This is a genomic window from Paenibacillus sp. Y301 (assembly GCF_059445505.1).
Genome location: NZ_JCAIUL010000002.1, coordinates 343,062 through 362,561, shown reverse-complemented (window position 1 = coordinate 362,561; position 19,500 = coordinate 343,062). Strand labels below are relative to the sequence as shown.

General features: G+C 41.0%; 20 protein-coding genes and 1 pseudogene. 3 read left to right on the top strand and 18 right to left on the bottom strand.

From position 1 onward, the window contains the following. Nucleotides 1–19: 19 nt before the first annotated feature. The 13 genes from AC1D69_RS05200 to AC1D69_RS05140 all read right to left on the bottom strand — a co-directional run bounded on the left by AC1D69_RS05200 (nt 20) and on the right by AC1D69_RS05140 (nt 9,192). Complete coding sequence (locus tag AC1D69_RS05200) at nt 20–1,033, bottom strand: HRDC domain-containing protein (RefSeq protein WP_495455077.1); 1,014 nt, start codon at nt 1,031–1,033, stop codon at nt 20–22. Nucleotides 1,034–1,196: 163 nt separating this feature from the next. Continuing rightward, nucleotides 1,197–2,078, bottom strand: a complete 882-nt coding sequence (locus tag AC1D69_RS05195; RefSeq protein WP_495455076.1) for an ROK family protein — start codon at nt 2,076–2,078, stop codon at nt 1,197–1,199. Between the two features lie 212 nt (nt 2,079–2,290). Beyond that, on the bottom strand, nt 2,291–2,473 hold the full coding sequence (locus tag AC1D69_RS05190; RefSeq protein WP_495455075.1) for a hypothetical protein: 183 nt from the start codon (nt 2,471–2,473) through the stop codon (nt 2,291–2,293). Between the two features lie 41 nt (nt 2,474–2,514). Continuing rightward, nucleotides 2,515–3,375 (bottom strand): 5'-3' exonuclease, encoded by an 861-nt coding sequence (locus tag AC1D69_RS05185; RefSeq protein ID WP_495455298.1) that lies wholly within the window; start codon nt 3,373–3,375, stop codon nt 2,515–2,517. Between the two features lie 121 nt (nt 3,376–3,496). Continuing rightward, on the bottom strand, nt 3,497–3,862 hold the full coding sequence (locus tag AC1D69_RS05180) for an arsenate reductase family protein (protein WP_495455074.1): 366 nt from the start codon (nt 3,860–3,862) through the stop codon (nt 3,497–3,499). 2 nt (nt 3,863–3,864) lie between these two features. After that, the gene (locus tag AC1D69_RS05175; RefSeq protein WP_495455073.1) at nt 3,865–4,872 is read right to left on the bottom strand and encodes an RluA family pseudouridine synthase; all 1,008 of its coding nucleotides are present in this window, start codon (nt 4,870–4,872) and stop codon (nt 3,865–3,867) included. Continuing rightward, nucleotides 4,869–5,438, bottom strand: a complete 570-nt coding sequence (locus AC1D69_RS05170) for a cob(I)yrinic acid a,c-diamide adenosyltransferase (RefSeq protein WP_495455072.1) — start codon at nt 5,436–5,438, stop codon at nt 4,869–4,871. The genes AC1D69_RS05175 and AC1D69_RS05170 overlap by 4 nt, the downstream gene beginning before the upstream one ends. A 171-nt stretch (nt 5,439–5,609) precedes the next feature. Then, entirely contained in the window at nt 5,610–6,152 is a 543-nt protein-coding gene (locus AC1D69_RS05165) for a hypothetical protein (RefSeq protein ID WP_495455071.1), read from the bottom strand. 96 nt (nt 6,153–6,248) lie between these two features. Continuing rightward, nucleotides 6,249–6,509 (bottom strand): aspartyl-phosphate phosphatase Spo0E family protein, encoded by a 261-nt coding sequence (locus AC1D69_RS05160; RefSeq protein WP_495455070.1) that lies wholly within the window; start codon nt 6,507–6,509, stop codon nt 6,249–6,251. A 118-nt stretch (nt 6,510–6,627) separates the two neighbouring features. Then, nucleotides 6,628–7,836 carry an aminotransferase class I/II-fold pyridoxal phosphate-dependent enzyme gene (locus AC1D69_RS05155; RefSeq protein WP_495455297.1) on the bottom strand — a complete coding sequence of 403 codons (1,209 nt, stop codon included), beginning with the start codon at nt 7,834–7,836 and terminating at the stop codon, nt 6,628–6,630. Nucleotides 7,837–7,849: 13 nt separating this feature from the next. Then, nucleotides 7,850–8,350 carry an Lrp/AsnC family transcriptional regulator gene (locus AC1D69_RS05150; RefSeq protein ID WP_495455069.1) on the bottom strand — a complete coding sequence of 167 codons (501 nt, stop codon included), beginning with the start codon at nt 8,348–8,350 and terminating at the stop codon, nt 7,850–7,852. Nucleotides 8,351–8,535: 185 nt separating this feature from the next. After that, complete coding sequence (locus AC1D69_RS05145; RefSeq protein WP_495455068.1) at nt 8,536–8,922, bottom strand: spore coat protein; 387 nt, start codon at nt 8,920–8,922, stop codon at nt 8,536–8,538. Between the two features lie 36 nt (nt 8,923–8,958). Continuing rightward, the gene (locus tag AC1D69_RS05140) at nt 8,959–9,192 is read right to left on the bottom strand and encodes a hypothetical protein (RefSeq protein WP_495455067.1); all 234 of its coding nucleotides are present in this window, start codon (nt 9,190–9,192) and stop codon (nt 8,959–8,961) included. 128 nt (nt 9,193–9,320) lie between these two features. On the opposite strand from AC1D69_RS05140, the pseudogene AC1D69_RS05135 reads away from it, so the two are divergent. Next, nucleotides 9,321–9,601: pseudogene (locus AC1D69_RS05135) on the top strand (NAD(P)/FAD-dependent oxidoreductase); the annotation flags it as partial. A gap of 82 nt (nt 9,602–9,683) precedes the next feature. On the opposite strand, the gene AC1D69_RS05130 reads toward AC1D69_RS05135, so the two are convergent. Next, nucleotides 9,684–10,238: a hypothetical protein gene (locus AC1D69_RS05130; protein WP_495455066.1), complete on the bottom strand. Its 555-nt coding sequence runs from the start codon at nt 10,236–10,238 to the stop codon at nt 9,684–9,686. Nucleotides 10,239–10,367: 129 nt separating this feature from the next. Then, complete coding sequence (locus AC1D69_RS05125; protein WP_495455065.1) at nt 10,368–12,737, bottom strand: endonuclease MutS2; 2,370 nt, start codon at nt 12,735–12,737, stop codon at nt 10,368–10,370. A 148-nt stretch (nt 12,738–12,885) separates the two neighbouring features. Here AC1D69_RS05125 and AC1D69_RS05120 point away from each other — a divergent pair, with 148 nt between their 5' ends. Both AC1D69_RS05120 and AC1D69_RS05115 read left to right on the top strand, forming a co-directional pair. Beyond that, nucleotides 12,886–13,242, top strand: coding sequence for a phage holin family protein (locus AC1D69_RS05120; RefSeq protein ID WP_495455064.1), 357 nt, complete (start codon nt 12,886–12,888; stop codon nt 13,240–13,242). A 221-nt stretch (nt 13,243–13,463) separates the two neighbouring features. After that, nucleotides 13,464–13,850: a cupredoxin domain-containing protein gene (locus tag AC1D69_RS05115; protein ID WP_495455063.1), complete on the top strand. Its 387-nt coding sequence runs from the start codon at nt 13,464–13,466 to the stop codon at nt 13,848–13,850. Nucleotides 13,851–13,901: 51 nt separating this feature from the next. On the opposite strand, the gene zapA is transcribed toward AC1D69_RS05115, so the two are convergent. The 3 genes from zapA to pheS all read right to left on the bottom strand — a co-directional run bounded on the left by zapA (nt 13,902) and on the right by pheS (nt 19,151). Further along, nucleotides 13,902–15,494, bottom strand: coding sequence for a cell division protein ZapA (gene zapA / locus AC1D69_RS05110; RefSeq protein ID WP_495455062.1), 1,593 nt, complete (start codon nt 15,492–15,494; stop codon nt 13,902–13,904). A 145-nt stretch (nt 15,495–15,639) separates the two neighbouring features. Beyond that, nucleotides 15,640–18,090: a phenylalanine--tRNA ligase subunit beta gene (pheT, locus tag AC1D69_RS05105; RefSeq protein WP_495455061.1), complete on the bottom strand. Its 2,451-nt coding sequence runs from the start codon at nt 18,088–18,090 to the stop codon at nt 15,640–15,642. Between the two features lie 26 nt (nt 18,091–18,116). Then, on the bottom strand, nt 18,117–19,151 hold the full coding sequence (pheS, locus tag AC1D69_RS05100) for a phenylalanine--tRNA ligase subunit alpha (protein WP_495455060.1): 1,035 nt from the start codon (nt 19,149–19,151) through the stop codon (nt 18,117–18,119). Between the last annotated feature and the right edge of the window lie 349 nt (nt 19,152–19,500).

Sequence of the window (19,500 nt, the reverse complement as noted above, 5' to 3'; positions counted from 1 at the left end):
TCTTTCGTCCTTGTGTTATTTAACCGACGTCTTGTCTAGAAGCCTGCCCCCGCCGAAAGCGAATGCGAATCATGCGTATGCGTTCATACAGTTGGTCTATACTTCCTTTCGCAATAGTATCTTTCCCTTCACCATATACCTTTTGTAGGATAGGCTTCAACAATAGATCTCCTAACTCTTCAAAAGCTGACCATATGGCATTCTGCTCGTCAGCAGACATATCATATAGTTCATTCTGAATAAGATATTCCGTATCATAACCTTCTTTCTCCATTTCCTCCAAAGCTTCAAGAATGTCTTTCCTAGGAGTATTGCATTCTTGTTCTAATTCTTCGAGACTCTTCCCTTCTGATATTCCTGTCATGAGTGTACGGCGTATCCTATACTGATCAAGCTCTAATTTGTATTTTCGCTCTTTTTGCTTGAATACCCAGTTCATATAGAGCTCTTCATTTAATTCACCATAAACCCAGTTTAAAGGATAATGATGATGACGTTCTACTTTTGCTGTTATTTCTAAAATATCTACACCGTACTCCCCGGCTTTCACATCACCGACCCCCGGTAGTTGGATTAGCTCGTCCACTGTCTGGGGGATAAAGGTACTAATGAGTCGGAGCAGTTTGTTACTAGCAATGAAGTAAGGAGCTTTACGTTCAGAGACTGCTCTTCTACGTCTCCATGAACATAATTCAGAATATAGATTCTCCTGTGGATGAAGCTCGCTGTAACAATATAGTTTCTGAGCACTCTGGCCACGATACCGTTGCTCATCTTCTTCATGAAATACACCTTCAATGATGGGTCGATACCCCTCTCCTAACTTGATTGCAAGACCATGACGATAGATGCATAGTAACTCATCCCATGAGACACCTTCGTACCAAGATGAATCGATCGTATCTTCACCTATTTGGAAATCTCTCCAACCTAAATGCCAAATACCATCCTCTTCACCAATCCATACTTGTCCTGCTGATTCTTCATCTTGTTGTGACCCTTTAACCAGACGATTCATAAATAAAATTTGCATCTTACATCCCTCCCATCATTCAATACAACACGCAAAAAAACACCCCTCTTACAATAAAGTAAGAGAGGTGCTTCCTCAGTCGAGCCATGTTATACTGTTATTCCTATAATACCATATACTGTATATTCGTCAACGAAATTTCGTGACGGCTCAATATTCCAGACTAAGCTCCTTTAAGTGCTAAGGTTGCGAGTGCTAATGCCCCACACAGTCCTGCATTATCCCCTAATTTAGGAGAGACAATGTAGTTCTCTATATCGTTACTAATGGATGTATGTTGTACATAACCATTTAGGAGGCTACGAAGCTCACGTTGAATAAGTGGGAATAGCTGCTGTTGCTTCATAACTCCACCGCCCATAATAATTTTCTGTGGGGAAAGAATCAAGATATAATTCATTAATGCTTGAGCTAAATAATAAGCCTCGAGCTCCCAAGCTGGATGGTCGACACCTAACTCAGCACCTTGTAGTCCAACGCGGCGACCGATAGCTGGCCCTGCAGCTAACCCCTCTAAGCAGTCAGCGTGATAAGGACATGTCCCTTCATAACTATCATCAGGATGTCGTCGAACGATGATATGTCCCATCTCAGGATGAGAGAGTCCATGTAACATTTGCCCATTAACGACAGCTCCAGCACCAATACCTGTTCCAACTGTAATATACATACAGCTATCTAGGCCTTGTCCAGCCCCCCATAAATGTTCACCAAGTGCTGCACCATTGACATCTGTATCGAATCCAATAGGTACGTCGAAATGTGACTTCATAAAACCCACGATATTATATTGGCTCCAATGAGGTTTCGGTGTGGTTGTGATATAACCATATGTATCGCTCTCTTTAATCGGATCAATAGGCCCGAAAGAACCAACTCCGATGGCCTCGACTTCTTTCCCTTTAAAAAAATCCACTACCTGTGACATCGTTTCTTCCGGTGTTGTTGTAGGAAAACTGACTCTCTCCACAACCTCGCCATCCTTCGTGCCTATACCGCAGACGAACTTTGTTCCACCTGCTTCAATCGCTCCTAACAAGCCCATGTATAACATTCCCTTCTGTCCTAGGGTCGAATTTCCCCCATTATATTATATTGTACCTTTTTAAGATACTATAAAATAACGACATCCTTCACCTTGCCTGATAGATTCATAGAGAACTGCCCCCCGCAATAGATTCCATAAATAAAGGCGATTTCCCATTCTTGATTTCCGAATGAAAAGTCGCCTTTATTTATTAAGGATTTCTAATGAGGTTATACCTGAAAACCAATTGTCGTTCCGTAGTGTCCCATATGTGCAACTCGTCCATCTACAATTAGATTGCCATAAGGATTTGGAGAGCCACCATCGGCTTCAATGAATGCACCATTTATGGCAACTTCCGCATGATAGGCTATTACGATACTAACGTTATTATCGCTAGTATTCCTATTCATACCCATCCTTTTCGCACTGATTTAGATCCTAGTCTGCTCACTTAGACGGCTGCAACTCCAATCAATTGACATAAACTCTTCATTTCTAATTCTTCAAATTTGGAAGAGATCAGAACATTGTCGATTTGTAGCTGACAACCATCTACGGAGCACTCCACGGGCACTTCACAATGAATCTCTGCAAGTCTACGTGAAAGATGTAGCATTTCTAGATCTTTCTCAATCTTTATTCGTACGCTAGAGGAGAGTTTGTCTAGATTCTCCAGAATTCCCTCAATAGATTCGTATTCTTGGATCAACTTGATAGCTGTCTTCTCACCAATCCCACGTACTCCTGGATAATTATCACTCGTATCACCCATAAGTGCCTTCATATCTATGATTTGACGAGGACGAAGTTGCTTTTCCTCATATAAAGACTCTGGTGTATATACTTTATAATTACCCTGACCCTTTTTCATGATAATGACACTGGTTGCAGGACTTACGAGTTGAAGTAAATCATGATCTCCCGTTAATATCATAACATTCATTTCTTGGCTAATTTGAGCTGCTAACGTACCAATACAGTCATCAGCCTCGAAGCCTTGGTAACTCACATTAGGAATACCAAAACTTTCAATGACATCACGAATTAATGAAAACTGAGGAATAAGATCATCAGGGGCTTCCGATCGATTTCCTTTATATGCGGAATACTCCTTAGTTCGAAAAGTCCCGCCTCCGAGATCCCAACAGCATACAACATGGCTCGGATCAAAGGTCTGTACAGCATCCCAGAAATAACGTACGAAACCATAAATAGCATTCGTAGGTACGCCAGCTTTTGTTCGACGAATATATCCACTCGTAGCTGATGCAAAATATGCCCTAAACAATAGCGCCATTCCATCTACCAGCATTAATGATTGTTGTTTATTATTATGACTTGTCACTCTTTTAACCGCTCCTTATATATCTTTCTTCCGCTTAAACAGCGGCAATAGTTATAGTATAACATACCTCTAACAAGGCTTTGTCGTTTTATTCGCTTCCCCAAACATTGGCATATTGATCCTCTTTATAACCAACTGTCACCTGTTCACCACTACTTACGATAGGGCGTTTGATTAATTTTCCATTTGAAGAGAGCAACTCGATTTGTTCTTCGCGACTCATTTCACCAAGCTTATCCTTTAGTCCCATACTCTTATATACTTCACCACTCACATTAAAGAACTTCTTTAATTCTAGCCCACTTGTATTAATCAAATCGTTTAATTCTGAGACTGTTGGTGGCGCCTCAACGATATGACGAATTTCAAGTTCATGTCCATTAGCTCGCAACCATTTCACCGCATTGCGGCATGTACCACACTGTGGATATTGATATATTAAAAGTTTGCTCATAATTATTCTTCCTCCTCTATTGGATGTTGTATTAGTTGATTACGAAGGGTCTCCATATCGAAAGGGAGTGGTGCAGTAAAAGTCATCATCTCATGTAGAATCGGATGGACAAATGATAATTCTGATGCGTGCAATGCTTGACGTCCCATCAATTGATCAAGTCTAACTACCGCATTCTCAGCAATCGTAGGGTCCTCTATTTCAGTTATAGCACGATCTACATCCATCTCATGATAGACAGGATGTCGGTAAAATGAATCACCAATTAATGGGCAACCTATTGATGTCATATGCACACGGATCTGATGCGTTCTGCCCGTCTCTAATTTTAATTGTAGCATGCTCGCATCGTGATATCGTTCTAGTAACCAGTATCGTGTCAGCGAACTATATCCTGTTGGTGTTACTATTCGACGGTGAGGTTCCAAGGGATCTCTATCAATAGGTCCATCTACCACACCTTCAGAGGGATTAGGCACACCATGGACAATTGCAATGTATTTCTTATCGACCTTCCCCTGGCTCATTTGCTCAGAGATATGTTGATGCACGTAAGGATTCTTAGCAATAACTAGGACTCCTGTAGTCTCTTGATCAAGCCGATGAACGGGTCGAAAACGATACCTTTTCCCTTGTTCAATCCAATAATAGACTACTCCGTTAGCCAATGTGTTGGTGTAATGACCGTGTGTAGGATGTACGATCCTGCCAGATTCCTTATTAACGACCAATAAATGATCATCTTCATATAAAATATCAAAAGGAATGGGCTGAGGTAAAATATCTTCTGAAGACTCCTGCTCCATCCGAATTTCGACTCGATCTCCATTCCTTACAGGCACGCTAATATACACTCTCTCACCATTAAGCATGATTCCTTCCTCGGTCTGTTTCAGACGTGATACCAGTTTTCGGGAAATATTCATTCTTTTCTGTAAGATTGTCTTCAGAATCCAGCCGTCTTCTTCGACTGGAACAACGTATGTAATGGGGTTATAATATTGGTTCATTTGCCTGATTTAAACACCTTTTGACTACGTACATATTCGATGTCTGCTACTCCTTTACGAGCATTCACCGTTCTTGCAATGACGAAGAAATAATCAGATAAGCGGTTTAAATATTTGCACACATCTGGATTAATGTCCTTTTCCTTACCCAGAGTAACCGTTCTTCGTTCTGCCCTACGACACACCGTACGACACACATGGAGATTAGAAGAAATGATGTCTCCACCTGGCAGAATAAAACGCTCCAATGGCGGATTTTCCTGCTCGCAAGTATCCAGCCAAAGTTCCAATCGCTCTACCATATCGCCCGTCACTTTATACTTATCTACACTAAGATTAACAAACGCTAAATCGGACCCACAGTCAAATAGCTCATGTTGAATCTCCAATAATTGTTCCTTAAGGTCACTAAAAGTCTCTTGATCCATAAGGCTAATCACTTGCCCTACATAACTATTTAGCTCATCTATCGTTCCATAGGCTTCCACTTGGTTATCATCTTTGATCACGCGACCTCCGATGACCGAAGTCTCACCCTTGTCACCCGTCCGTGTGTATACTTTCATTTGGAATCCTCCTAAAATTTTTTGGGGCGTTACTCCTTGATTTACTACGTCAAAAAATCACTTCGAAAGCATACGCTTAGTTTTTGGAGAGCTGTGCTTCTCCGATTATTCTCCGTTCCAAAAACTTGCATCGGAAGCATACGCCTAGTTTTTCGAGCGTTACTCCTTGATTTACTCCCCGATCATAGCCTTCAGCACTTTAACCGAATCTTCCACGGAATCCGTGGATATGGGAATGGTAGCTAACATCCCCTCTGTGGTATACCCCAAATCTTGAAATACTTTCATTTCAGAAATAGGAATGGCAAATAAATGTTTCTCTTGTATCACTTCATCTGTATCCTCATCCGTTACGCCACCCTCAAAAAAACCTGTTGGATATGTGGCAGAATCAAAATAGGGATCAAGTGCGATATGTGTTCCCTGCTGTGCATAAACTTTCGTGACACCTTCAGGTAAAATAATAATCTCATGTTCTCGAGCTGCATATTCTATCAATATTTTCTGCTCATTATATATTCCAGCAGTTGAGATTTTTACCTTAAGGTCCTCTCCAACCTTCTCTTGTAAACTCTTTTCTAAGGGTTCACGAATGTTGGTTGCGTCAACAACATTATCCGTTATAAAAATAGAGACCCCTGCCTCATCTTTCCCGCACCCTGCTAACATGACAATACTGGAACAAATAAGAAGCCATCGACCTATAAATTTCAATGTTAATCCCCCAATCACTTATGAACCCAATATATCATAAAAACTGAACATATAAAAAGAAGGCTCGTCATGACGAGCCTCCGTTTATTGATCATATTATTTTTTGCTAGGGAATGTTTTCATATATTCATTGATTTTTAAATCTAGTAAGCTACTAATTTCTATAACAACTTCAGAAGTAAATGATTGTTCTTCAACAAATATTTGCTCCATCTTAGCTCTGAGCATCTGGATTTCATCTTCCAACGTAAACTCTCTATTCAAAGAGTCAATCGTTTTGCTTGACCATTTACCACGTTTGCCTTCAGCAATATAGCCTCCGCGATATGTGGGCAGATCATAATCAGCACAAAACAAATCGAATCCCTCCTTAGATAGTTCATTTCTGCTCCTAAATACAAATTATAACATATTAAACTAAAAATAAAAGTGAATATATTGTTAAAAATTCAAAAAATACTGATTTTCATCAATTTTATCCTTTTTTCAATTTTTCCACAAAACTCCCTACTCTTTCAAGAGCCTCAGATAGTTGAGCTACTGATGTGGCATATGAACAGCGAAGAAACCCTTCACCACCGAGACCAAAAGCATTACCCGGAACAGCAGCTACCCTAGCTTCTACTAGTAACCTATGAGCAAAATCATCCGATGACATTCCCGTACATTGAATACTTGGGAACGCGTAAAAAGCACCCTGTGGTTCGTGACAATCAAGCCCAACGTCACGTAGGCCTTGTACGATTAAACGTCTACGCTGATTATAAGATTCTATCATTCGGTCTTTTTCTTCTAAACCATTCGTTAGAGCTTCTAGAGCAGCAACTTGACCCATAACAGGTGCACACATCACTGTGTACTGATGAATCTTTAACATCGCCGAAATGAGATCTTCATGTGCACATGCATACCCCATGCGCCAACCTGTCATAGCAAATGCTTTGGAGAAGCCACTCACAAGCACAGTTCGATCTTTCATTCCAGGAATAGAGGCGAAGCTAACATGCTTATCCCCATAGGTTAATTCTGCGTAAATTTCGTCCGAAATAACGATCAAATCATGTTTTTCAATTACTTTTGCAACAGGAAGCCAATCTTCGTAAGTCATGATCGCTCCCGTGGGATTACTAGGGTAACATAATATCAAGACTTTTGATTTGGAAGTGATCTTTGCCTCCAAAGCTTCAGCAGTTAATTTAAAGCCATTAACAGATGTTGTCTCGATCCCAACTGGAATTCCGCCTCCTATGGAGGTGATTGGGGAATAGGATACATAACATGGTTCAGGGATAAGGATCTCATCACCCGGTACGATCAGTGCACGAAGTGCTAAATCAATCGCTTCACTCCCGCCTACTGTCACTAGAATCTCTTTCGCTGGGTCGTATGTGGTTTGAAAATTGTCATTTAAATATTGACCTATCGCTTCGCGAAGCTCAGGCATTCCCGCATTCGAAGTATAACCTGTACGTCCTCGTTCTAAAGAATACACACATGCTTCACGTACATGCCATGGTGTAACGAAGTCAGGCTCACCTACACCAAGCGTAATGATATCCTTATTGGCAGATACAAGGTCGAAAAACTTTCGAATGCCTGAAGGAGCGATCTCTCTAACGAGTGGCGCTAAATAGGATTCCATTGACTTCTTCTGTTCTGCTGCACGCCCTTCATTCAAGACCATCATATTTCCTCCTTCATGGTGATATCATGAGGCGATTATCTTCTTCATGATCCTCGAGAATAATTCCATCTTGCTTATATTTTTTTAGAATAAAGTTCGTCTTTGTTGAAAGTACGGAATCGATCGGAGATAACTTCTCAGAGACAAAGTTTGCTACTTCTCTTAAGTTATGCCCTTCTACTTCTACAAGTAAATCGTAAGCACCAGACATTAAATACACTGATTTCACTTGAGGGTATAAATAAATTCGTTCTGCTATTCCCTCAAATCCGCGTCCCCGTTCAGGTGTAATTTGTACCTCTATTAAGGCGGTTACTTTCTCATCTTCAATCTTGCTCCAATTCACAACAGCAGAGTACTTCACAATCACGTGCTCATTTTCAAGCTGGGTGATCGCTGCTTTGATCTCCTCTTCACTAACACCAGTGAGTGTAGCTAATAAAGCCGGTGACATTCTTGCATCTTCTTTTAAAAGATCCAATACCTTCTTGTTCAGATCGTTAAGTTCCTTCATAAGTTATCCTCCAGTGCTTGCTTTTCGTGGGCACCGATAATATTACAAATGACACACCCGCGTAAAAGAGATTAATACATATACTACAATATTTTAAGGTTTATGCATAGAAAAAAACCGCCTCACGGGGCTTACAGTCCCGTAAAGACGGATTTAATTCATGTAATACATCGTTACCACATTTTTTACATGTACTGGGAGTTTCCAGATTGAGATGCTTGTTGCTGAGCATTTGGAATATATCCACTCTGGATACTATTCCCTGTTTTTTGTGTTACGAATTGACGGGAGTTTTGTTGTGCCTTCTGAGAGGCTTGAACCTGCTTGTCTAATTCAGACTGTGATGCCTTACATGGTACTTCATACTGAGTCTGTTGCTGCATCAATGTAAATACCTCACCTTGTAAACGTAACGTATCATTCGTCAGACTCGTAAACATTTGGCGTACCGCAGAACAGTTCGATTCCGTCGCAGCTGTGAGATATTCTCTAGATGTTCTTTTTAAATCCGCAACAATGGTATATAACAAATCCTTATCTTCCATAAATGTTGAATTATTCTGAGTGTTCACGTAAGGATCCTCCTCTAATATCAGTATGTTGAGACACTATTGCATTTGTGTTGGCGCTAGCTGCTGATGTTCTTTGAGCGATTGTACAAGTTGATCCACGTGTTTATCCAGACTATGAATATAAGTTAAACACGCCTGTTGAATGGTTGCATTTTGCGTCGCTGCAGCCGTTGCTGCACATTGTTTAATCAGTAAATTCTCGTTGGTAATAGAGTCCGAAATGTAATTAAGTTCTTTAGTAGTTAAAGGTTGCATCTGCGTAGATGGCATGACTGTCGTCCCTCCTGGGTAAGTATATTTTAACAAGGATAGTATCACCCAACCTCTTCTTTTTATGTGTAATTCATATATTGTTCAAATTCTATAAAGGAGTGTTAATTAAATTGTGACGGCAAGCTGAGCATTTATTCCCTGAGATTGACCCCTTACAAATAGATTATTCTTGGGCGCTGTCTTTGGATCAACTCATGACGGAATTCCCATGATTGGTCCACATCCACAATATCCGCACTGTTACTTTCTAGAAGGTTATGGCGGCAATGGTACCGTGTATAGTATGATTGCTGCCGATATCATAGCGGATGTCATAATAGGAAAATCACGAACAGAAGATCTAGAATTATTCTCCTTAACTCGGACGAATAAACCTTCGCCTCCTTCAGAACACGCATTAACGTAATAAGACAGATATTGAAGAACCCGATTGGCAAGTATGCCAACCGGGTTTCTCTCAGATCATTAAAGTGTCCCTATATTACATATTATTTACTCAAAACTTGAACCATTCTTAAACGGTCTTCCTCAGACAACGTTGTCTGAACATGGAAGCATCCCGGGCAAATGTACATATCAAGTGTAAATGGTGTGCTTAACACAGGAGACTGTAGTGCTTTAACTAAGCTAGGTTGAAAGCCACCATCAGTCATTTGCTGTTGTCCTGCTAACAGCATGTATTCGTGGCAGTGAGGACATTCAGGCACTTCCTCCTGTTCATCTAACACTTTCTCAACCATTTCCTCATAATTCATCAAATCATGACTTGTTTCATACTTATCAAGTGCACGAATGACTGGGGTGGCACTAATAACATCCCTTTCCCAGAAAGGCTCTATCGATCCTGTATCTTTATCAGAAGGAGGGGATTGTAATGGCGTAGTTTCTTCCGGATCAAACTCCTCATCATCTTCATCAATACCAATATTAATTGTACGATATTCATTCAGTTCGTTCTGGCAATGCGGACATTCCTCTTCAGGGCCTAATTCTTCATCCCATACAATTTCTGTCTGACACCATGGGCACACTATAGTTTCCATGAAAATTTCCTCCTAAGCATTCTTCAAATAAACAATACCAGCGACTATAAACATAACAGCACACACAAATAAAATACGTATCAAGTTTTTCATAGGAATGACGCTCCTCACAACTGAACTTAAAAATAATTAATTCAACTCAGCTACAGTGACGCCATTTCCGCCTTCACCATAATTACCTAATCGATAGCTCTTAACATGTTTATGTTTACGAAGATACTCCTGCATCCCTGTACGAAGGATCCCCGTTCCCTTACCATGAATAATATATACTTGACCTAAATTACTCAAGAATGCTTCATCGATGAAACGGTCCACTTCCATTAACGCTTCTTCAAGGTTGGCTCCGCGAAGATCTAGTTCCGTACGAATATTGTCATCTCGAGTTCGTTTAACCATTGTAACATTCTTCTGCTTTTGGGGCTTATCCGATTGATTGACATTAGCATTTAAGAGTTCCAAATCGTCCAGACTAACTTTCATTTTCATAATACCTAACTGTACCATCGCTTCTTTTGTCCCTGTTAGTTCTACAACATGTCCCTTTTGGTTCAAGCTGTACACTCTTACTTCATCGCCAGGTTCAATCGTTCGAACTTTAACCGCATTCCTTGAAGGTCCCTTCTTCCGTTGCTTCGGCTCAGCTTCTTCAAGTTGTTTACGTGCCTCGATTAACTTGTGCTCTTTGACCGAAGCTCCTTCACTCATAGCGAGCTCTCGAAGTTCAGATATAATGCGTTCAGATTCTGAACGTGCCTTATCGATCACTTCTTGGGCCTGAAGTTCAGCTTTTTCCAAAAGTTTGTCACGTTGTTGTTCCAACTTCTCCAACTCTCGTTGATGCTGGCTTTTTAGGGATTCCATTTCGATTCGAAGAATCTCCGCTTGTTCACGTTCTTTCTCCGCACGTAGGCGATTATCTTCAAGGGAAGCAATCATATGCTCCACGCGCATATCTTCCTCTTTCACTTCGCCACGAGCGAAGTCCAATATACTTTTCTGTAATCCTAACCGTTCTCCAATGGCGAACGCATTACTTCTACCGGGAACACCAATTAACAGACGATAAGTCGGACTCAGTGTGTTGACATCAAATTCCATACTTGCGTTGATAATGCCTTCTCGTTCATAAGCATATGCTTTTAACTCACTGTAATGTGTTGTTGCCACCATACGACATCCAAAGCGATGAATATGTTCTAGAATAGATATAGCTAGCGCAGATCCTTCTGCAGGATCCGTCCCAGCCCCTACTTCATCTAAAAGTATTAGACTCTTAGGGGTCATCTGCTTCAAGATACGAATAATGTTAGTCATGTGACTAGAAAAGGTACTTAAATTTTGTTCTATACTTTGTTCGTCGCCGATATCAGCGAATATAGCATCGAAAACACTAAGTTCACTACCCTCTTCTGCTGGAACATAAAAGCCTGACATAGCCATCAGACTAAGAAGTCCTATCGTCTTTAACGTAACTGTTTTTCCGCCTGTATTCGGGCCTGTTACGATAATAGAAGTATGTGTAGCTCCTAATTCCACATCAATTGGAACAACTTGCTCCAGCGGAATGAGGGGATGACGTCCTTTTTTCAACTTCAGATACCCAGTATCATTCATCTTCGGCATAGTTGCCTTCATCACATGTGCGAGACGTGCTTTCGCAAATATGAAATCCAGTTCTCCAACTAAATCTATATCTATCAATAACAGCTCGGCTTGATCACCAACAAGCGCCGTTAGTTTCTGCAATATGACTTCAATTTCACGTTCTTCTCTCATCCGTAATTCACGTAATTTGTTATTCATGGCCACAATGACTTCTGGTTCAATGAATAATGTAGCACCTGACCCGGATTGATCATGAACGATCCCTCCGAAATAAGATCGATGTTCTGCCTTTACAGGAATTACGAATCGATCTCCACGAATGGTAACTAGCTGGTCTTGAAGCATCTTAGAGACCGTTGAGGAACGAATCATCGAATCAAGCTTCTCACGAATACGAACTTCCCCTGATCGAAGTTCTCTACGAACTTGAGCTAGTTCTGAACTAGCAGAATCCATCACGTCAGCACTTTCATCTATACAGATCTTGATAGCATCTTCAAGTACTTTCTGCTCTGAAATCCCTTCACTGAGCGTAAATAAGATCTTAACAGGCTCATCCTCATGAATGTTAGCAATAAATCGTTTAATCCTTCTTGATCCGTAAGTAGTATTACTTATAGCAAGGAACTCATGAGGATTCAATGTCCCTCCAAGTTCTGCTCTTTTCGTTGCTGCTGTAATATCAGTTATTCCACCGAAGGGAGGGGTGCCCTTTAATCGATCTACTGTATATGCTTCATCGGTAGCGTTTAAGAGTTGTTTAACAGTCTCTACATCCGTAACGGGTTTAAGTTCTTCTGCTCTCAGTTTCCCCATGCTTGTCTGGGTATAACCAGAACATTTATTTAAAATCTTGCGATATTCTAGAGTGTGCAAAATTTTGTCGTCCAAGAATATTCACTTCCTTCCATGTTAACTTTTATTATAACGAAACCAGTTGAAATACGCTATTTTGAACATCCATACATAAGTTTCTGATAAATGAATACAATAACTCTTGCATAACACACATTAATCATGTGTAAAGGAGGCGAAATACATGCATTTCCTAGGTCATGTCGTTAGGTTCATTGTAGCAGCGATAGTGTTAATGATTGTGGGATGGATTGTACCACAATTTTCGGTCGGTGGATTCTGGAGCGCACTTGTACTTGCTCTAGTCATTGCCTTGCTAAGTTGGGTCATCGAGGGTATATTTGGCAAACGAATCAATCCATTTGGTCGAGGTATTGTCGGATTCCTGGTGAGTGCTGTGGTAATCTATATTGCCCAATTCATCGTTAGTGGAGTCGACGTCACCATGATTGGTGCCTTACTTGCGGCACTTGTCATTGGAATTATTGACCTCTTCATTCCAGTAGCCACACCTTATACTGCTGGTCGTGACCGTCATTAATTAAGAATAGACTGTCTATTCTTAGTCCTAATCAGGTAAGCCCCTGTTCACGGAACAGGGGCTTACCTGTGACCATTTATTCATTTATACCATAGTAATTCACCTATGTATCGTCATAGGTTTGTTCACGAATTTTACAAATCATCATGTGCATACATGTTATCTATAAGGTATGATATTACTATATTTGTCACAATATTAGAGTTATAGGAGGGTGAATTATGAAAAAGGCACTTGTTTTTATTATTAGTTGCGTTCTTTTGATGACCTTATCTGCATGTGGAGAAAATAGTTCCTCATCGAAATCATCCAATAGCGGGGTTTCAGATACCGGAGTCGCTCCAAGCGAGGAAGTCGTCATTAAAGCATCAAATTATACGTTTGACCAAAAAGAATATCATATCAAACAAGGTGAAGCCGTTAAGATTGTTTTCGAGAATGAGCAAGGTAATCATGGCGTTATCATTCCAGGACTTGATATAGAACTTAGCAAGGAAAACCCTTCACAAATTATTACACCAGACAAGCCCGGTGAATACGAAGTTATTTGTTCCGTATTCTGTGGTCCAGGTCACACCACCATGACTTCTAAAATAATTGTAGACTAAACAAGCTAGGATCCCCGCGCTTCCACATGAATTGCGGGGATTCTTCATATTCTAGGTTTGATCCTGTTCAATCAGTTCAATCCATTCATTGTATTCACTTTGTAATTTCCCATATTCCTCACTGAGCTTGGCGAGTTCTTCCTGATGTTGCCTAGCTTGCTCTACCTGCATATCATGTTCCAACTGTAGGAGACGATATTGATGAGCTACAAGTTCAAAGGATTCTCCAATGGTATGCAACTCCTGAGCTACAGCTTCCTTCTCTTCACGTAACTCGTCCCGTTGTTCCTCAGTCGCAGCAATCTCTTGTTGCCAATTATCCAATTCTGCCTGAAGTTTCCGTTCTTCTTCCAGCAATGAAGATTGTTTGCGTTCAAGTTCTTCATACCGTTCTTCCCATTCTTTCAAAGACTCTTGAGCGATCCCCAGCAAGTGATGATGTTCCGCTTCGCGTGAATCAGCGCCTTCTATCTTATGCTGTAGCTCTGTCAAGAGTCTTGCGTTCTCTTCCTTCTCTTCTAACAACATCAAGTTCTCTAATCTTGTTTCTTCATCACGTCTGACCATCTCACGATAAACTTCCTGTACTTCTTCATGCTGCTGTTGGAGATGTAACAATTCATTCTCAGCTGTCTGGCGTTTATTAATATCGACTTCAGACTGCTCCTTCAGTACACTCAATTCATCATGAAGCGACTTCAACCCGACTTCAAGTGTCTCATTCTGTTCATTTGCTTCTAATAACATTTGTTCCAAGTCAACGATTTCATCAGCTTTCATGTCAGCAAGCATCTTCCAAGACTTCACTTCTGCCAACAACTTATCCACTTCAGCTTCAAGGTTACGAGTTGTAATCCCATTCTCTTCGAGGGAGTTCTGGGCCAATTGACGTGCTGTCTCAGATTTCGCTAAATGATCCTTAATTTGGCTCATTTCATCATGTAATTTCGTGATTTGAGTTTGTAGAGATTGTTGTTCAGCCTTTGCACCCTGTTCTTTTTGTAACGATTGCTTCAGTTGTTCACCCAATTGAGATTGCGCATCTTGTGATACCTTCAATTCCTTCTCACTAGTACGCAATTTGTTCTGGAGCTGATTGTTATTGTTTCGAAGATTAGCAAGTTGCTTGTCTAGTTCCAGAAGAGACTGTTTGTGCTTCTGCTCTTGTGTAACTTGATTGTTCGTTAAATGCTGATTCCTGAGTATTTCTTTATCAAGTAAAGATTTATTATTCTCTAGTTGTTGCTGTAGTTCAGCTTGTATACGCGTGTGTTCTGCCTGCAACTCTTCTTTTTCCTTAACAACAACAGCAGACTCCTCCTGTTGCTTCAATAAGTTCTCACTCTGTTTAGCACGGTCTGCTTGCAGCTGTCCGATCTCAGCTTTTAGTTCGCTACGCTCTCCAGTAAGCATCTTTAATTCATTACGAATTTCCTGAGTTTGAATGGCTTCCTCAGCCATATGGACAGCAGCGAGCACCGCGATCTTAGGTGTATCGAGCCGAGAGTGATTCTTAGATATGGAATTCATTCGTTCATCAACATACTGCGCAATTTTTTTCATATAGTCAGAACTACTTCCGACAAGTTTATAAGAAGTCCCGTAGATTTCCACGGTAACGCGATTACGATCGGGTATATTCACTGTTGTTCCCTCCTTCATATGTGTTCGACTCTTAGAGGTCTCATTAACATAGAATTAAGTGTATAAATTGAATCGATTCAGTTGCTAAAAAAGCCACATCGAATCTTTAATTCTATGGATTCGATGTGACTGTGTTCAATTCCTTCTATTTTCTTAATTCAGCTGTAAAAGTTTGTTCTAGGGCGGTTACAACTTCACCATGTAATGAAGTAATTTCTTCATCGGTCAGAGTCCGTTCCTGATGTCGATATACAAGGGAGATCGCTACACTCTTCTTATTATCGCCTAATTTACTTCCAGTGAACACATCAAACACCTGTACGTTCTGAAGTAACTCTCCAGCAGCTTCACGAATCGTTGTCAGTAATGCTCCCGCTTCTATACCATTATCCACGACAAGGGCTATGTCACGTTCAACAGCAGGATAACGTGGTAGATCACGATATTTCACTTCATAATTCGTGTTATCAAATAGCGGTTGCAACAAGATCTCTGCGACGTAGACATCTTCCAGATCACGATCATGTTGCAATTGTGGATGCACTTGACCAATGGTACCTAACAATACATTAACGCCTGATCCATTGTCTAAATAGATTGATGCAGAACGACCAGGATGGTACCCATCTGGTTGATTTCCTACATAGGAAATGCAATTTTGCAATCCAAGATGATTAAACAACGTTTCAAGTGTTCCTTTGATATCAAAGAAGTCAACCTTCACAGGATTAACGTTCCATTGTTTTTGGCCCTTAAGCCCACTAAGTAATAAAGACATTACCGGTAATTCTTTTGGCTGAACGGTTAAGTTCTCTTCTTCTGTGAAGAAGACGTGCCCGATCTCAAACAACGCTAGATCTGGGTGCTTACGGTTTACATTGTAAGTAGCAGCATCTAGTAATTGAGGAATAATACTTGTACGCAGTACACTACGTTCCTCACTCATCGGCATCGCTAATTTAACAGGCTTACTTCCCATTGTTAACGCTGGGAATACTGCCGTTTGATCAGGATGTGTAAAAGAATAACTGATTATTTCTTGCCATCCTCCGTGAGTAAGCAATCTCCGTAATTCACGACGTAACGCTTGTGGCTTCGTATAAGCCCCTGGGGTCGTCGGTCCTTCAATAGGAGTCGTTGGAATGTTGTCATATCCGTATAACCGAGCGATTTCCTCCATAAGATCTACGTCACTTGTAATATCTCCTCGACGAGTAGGAACTCTTACATCAATCATACCTGAAGCCGTATCCGCACATGCGAAGTGAAGACGGTTAAATATCGTTTTTACTTCAAGCATGGATAGTTCAGTACCTAAGACGCGATTAAGTTTCTCAAGGCGTAACGCAATCGTTACTTCTTGTGCCGGTTCAATGACAGATTCAACGATACCTTGATGGATGGTACCCGTTGCATGACTAGCCATAAGAGATGCTGCTCTGTTCAATGCAGTAACAACGATACCCCGATCGACTTCCTTCTCAAATCTTAGACTTGCTTCGGAACGAAGGCCCAATTGGCGAGAGGTTTTACGTACAATAGCTCCATCAAAATGAGCTGATTCCAACAAAATATTCACCGTCTGCTCAGTCACCTCAGAATTGGCTCCACCCATAACACCAGCAAGCGCTATAGGCTTCACTCCGTCTGTAACAAGTAACATATGAGGTTCTAACTTACGTTCTTGACCATCCAATGTAATTAACGTTTCTCCTGCTTGAGCAAGGCGAACATCTATAGCGCAATTGTTCAACTTATCCGCATCAAAAGCATGAAGTGGTTGACCGTATTCTAACATCACATAGTTTGTGATATCTACGATATTGTTAATGGGGCGTATACCCGCAGCCATTAAGCGATTCTGCATCCATTGTGGTGATGATGTGATCGTAATACCAGAAATATAACGAGCAGCATAGTGACTACAATATTCAGGTGTACTAATATGAACTGAAATATGATCTGCTGCAGCATCACTTACTTCAATAAGGTGGTCTAGTGGATCGGGAATATTTACTTCACGACCTAAGATAGCACCCACTTCATATGCAGCACCACGCATACTGAGACAATCAGAGCGATTCGGCGTCAGGTCGAAATCAAGCACTTCATCATTCAATCCAAGCACATGACTAATCGGAGTCCCAATCTCTACGGATTCTGGTAGAACAAGTATTCCTTCCGTTTGAGCTTTAGGAAGTAATTTCTCATTCAATCCCAATTCTTTCGCTGAACAGATCATTCCTTGAGATACGACGCCACGAAGCTTCGCCTTCTTGATCTGCATACCGTCAGGCATGGTAGCACCGATAAGAGCGACAGGGACTTTCTGTCCTGCATCTACATTCTTCGCACCACAAACGATTTGTAATTCCTCTTCCTGTCCAGCATTTACGATACAGACATTCAATTTGTCAGCATCCGGATGTTTCTCCTTACTTACCACATACCCAACAACGATCTTATCTACACCTTTATTGCGATTCTCAACCTCATCTATTTCTATACCTGCACGTGTAATTTGTTCAGCTAAATCTTCAGCTGTTACGTCCTCTATAGTAACGTAATCCTTCAGCCATTCTGTTGATATCTTCATGACAATCCCCTTCCTTTTTTTGCGAATTAAATCCGTGAGAACTGCTTCAAGAAAGCCATATCACTATTATAAAAATGACGAATATCGTCAATACCATATTTCAAAATGGCAATACGTTCTACACCCATACCAAATGCGAAGCCACTGTATTTCTCTGGGTCATATCCACCCATTTCCAATACCTTCGGATGTACCATTCCGCATCCTAGAATCTCTAACCAGCCTGTTTGTTTACACATACGGCATCCATTTCCGCCACACTTCACACACGTTACATCAACTTCCGCACTAGGCTCAGTGAACGGGAAGAAACTTGGACGAAGACGAATCTGAGTGTTTGGACCGAACATTTCTTGAACGAACTGTTGTAAAGTCCCTTTAAGATCGCTCATACGGATATTCTCACCGATCACAAGCCCCTCGATCTGATTAAACTGGAAGGAGTGTGTCGCATCATCATCATCCCGACGGTACACTTTACCTGGGCAAATGATTTTGACAGGAGATTCACCATTCATGCTCTGCATCGTACGCATTTGCACCGGAGAAGTCTGCGTACGCATCAACAATTCTTCTGTAATATAGAAGGTATCCTGCATATCGCGAGCGGGATGATCCTTAGGTAGGTTAAGTGCTTCAAAGTTAAAATAATCCGTTTCAACTTCAGGACCTTCCGCAATACTGTAGCCCATTCCGATAAATATTTCTTCAATATCTTGAATGACCTTGTTCAAAGGATGAATAGCCCCTTGTGGCATAGCACGCCCAGGTAACGTAACATCAACTTTCTCAGCTTGAAGTCGTTTCTCTGTCTCTTCTTTTTGAAAAGCATGCTGTTTAGCTTCGATCACGTTCTCGATTGCTCCGCGCACGTCATTTCCGACTTGCCCGATTAATGGTCTTTCTTCTGCACTTAAAGAGCCCATTCCACGCAATATCTCAGTTAGTGCACCCTTTTTTCCCAGGTACTTCACACGTAGATCATTTAGCTTCTCAGGGCTATCTACCACTTGCAACTGAGCTAGTGCCTCATTCTTCAATGCTTCTAATCTTTCCTTCATAGCCATTCAAGCCCCCTTAATCCATCCATATATATTAGATTTTAAACAAAAAAGGCCCTTCCTCCCGATAAAGGGACGAAAAGACCGTGGTACCACCCTTGTTAGAAATCATGTCACTTACTCTCCAGCAACTTATCATCACTGCTGAGCAAGACATACAATTCTCACTTTAAACGATGTAACGGATCGTGAACCGGTATCCCCTACTTATCATCGCTGTAGATCCTAATTACACAGGACACGACAAGTTCAAGGAACTGCTCCGGAGGGAACTTCAGCAGCCTATTTCTGTAGAAACGCTCTCAATCAAACGACGTTTCCTCCCTGTAAAGAGGCACTGCTTACTTTA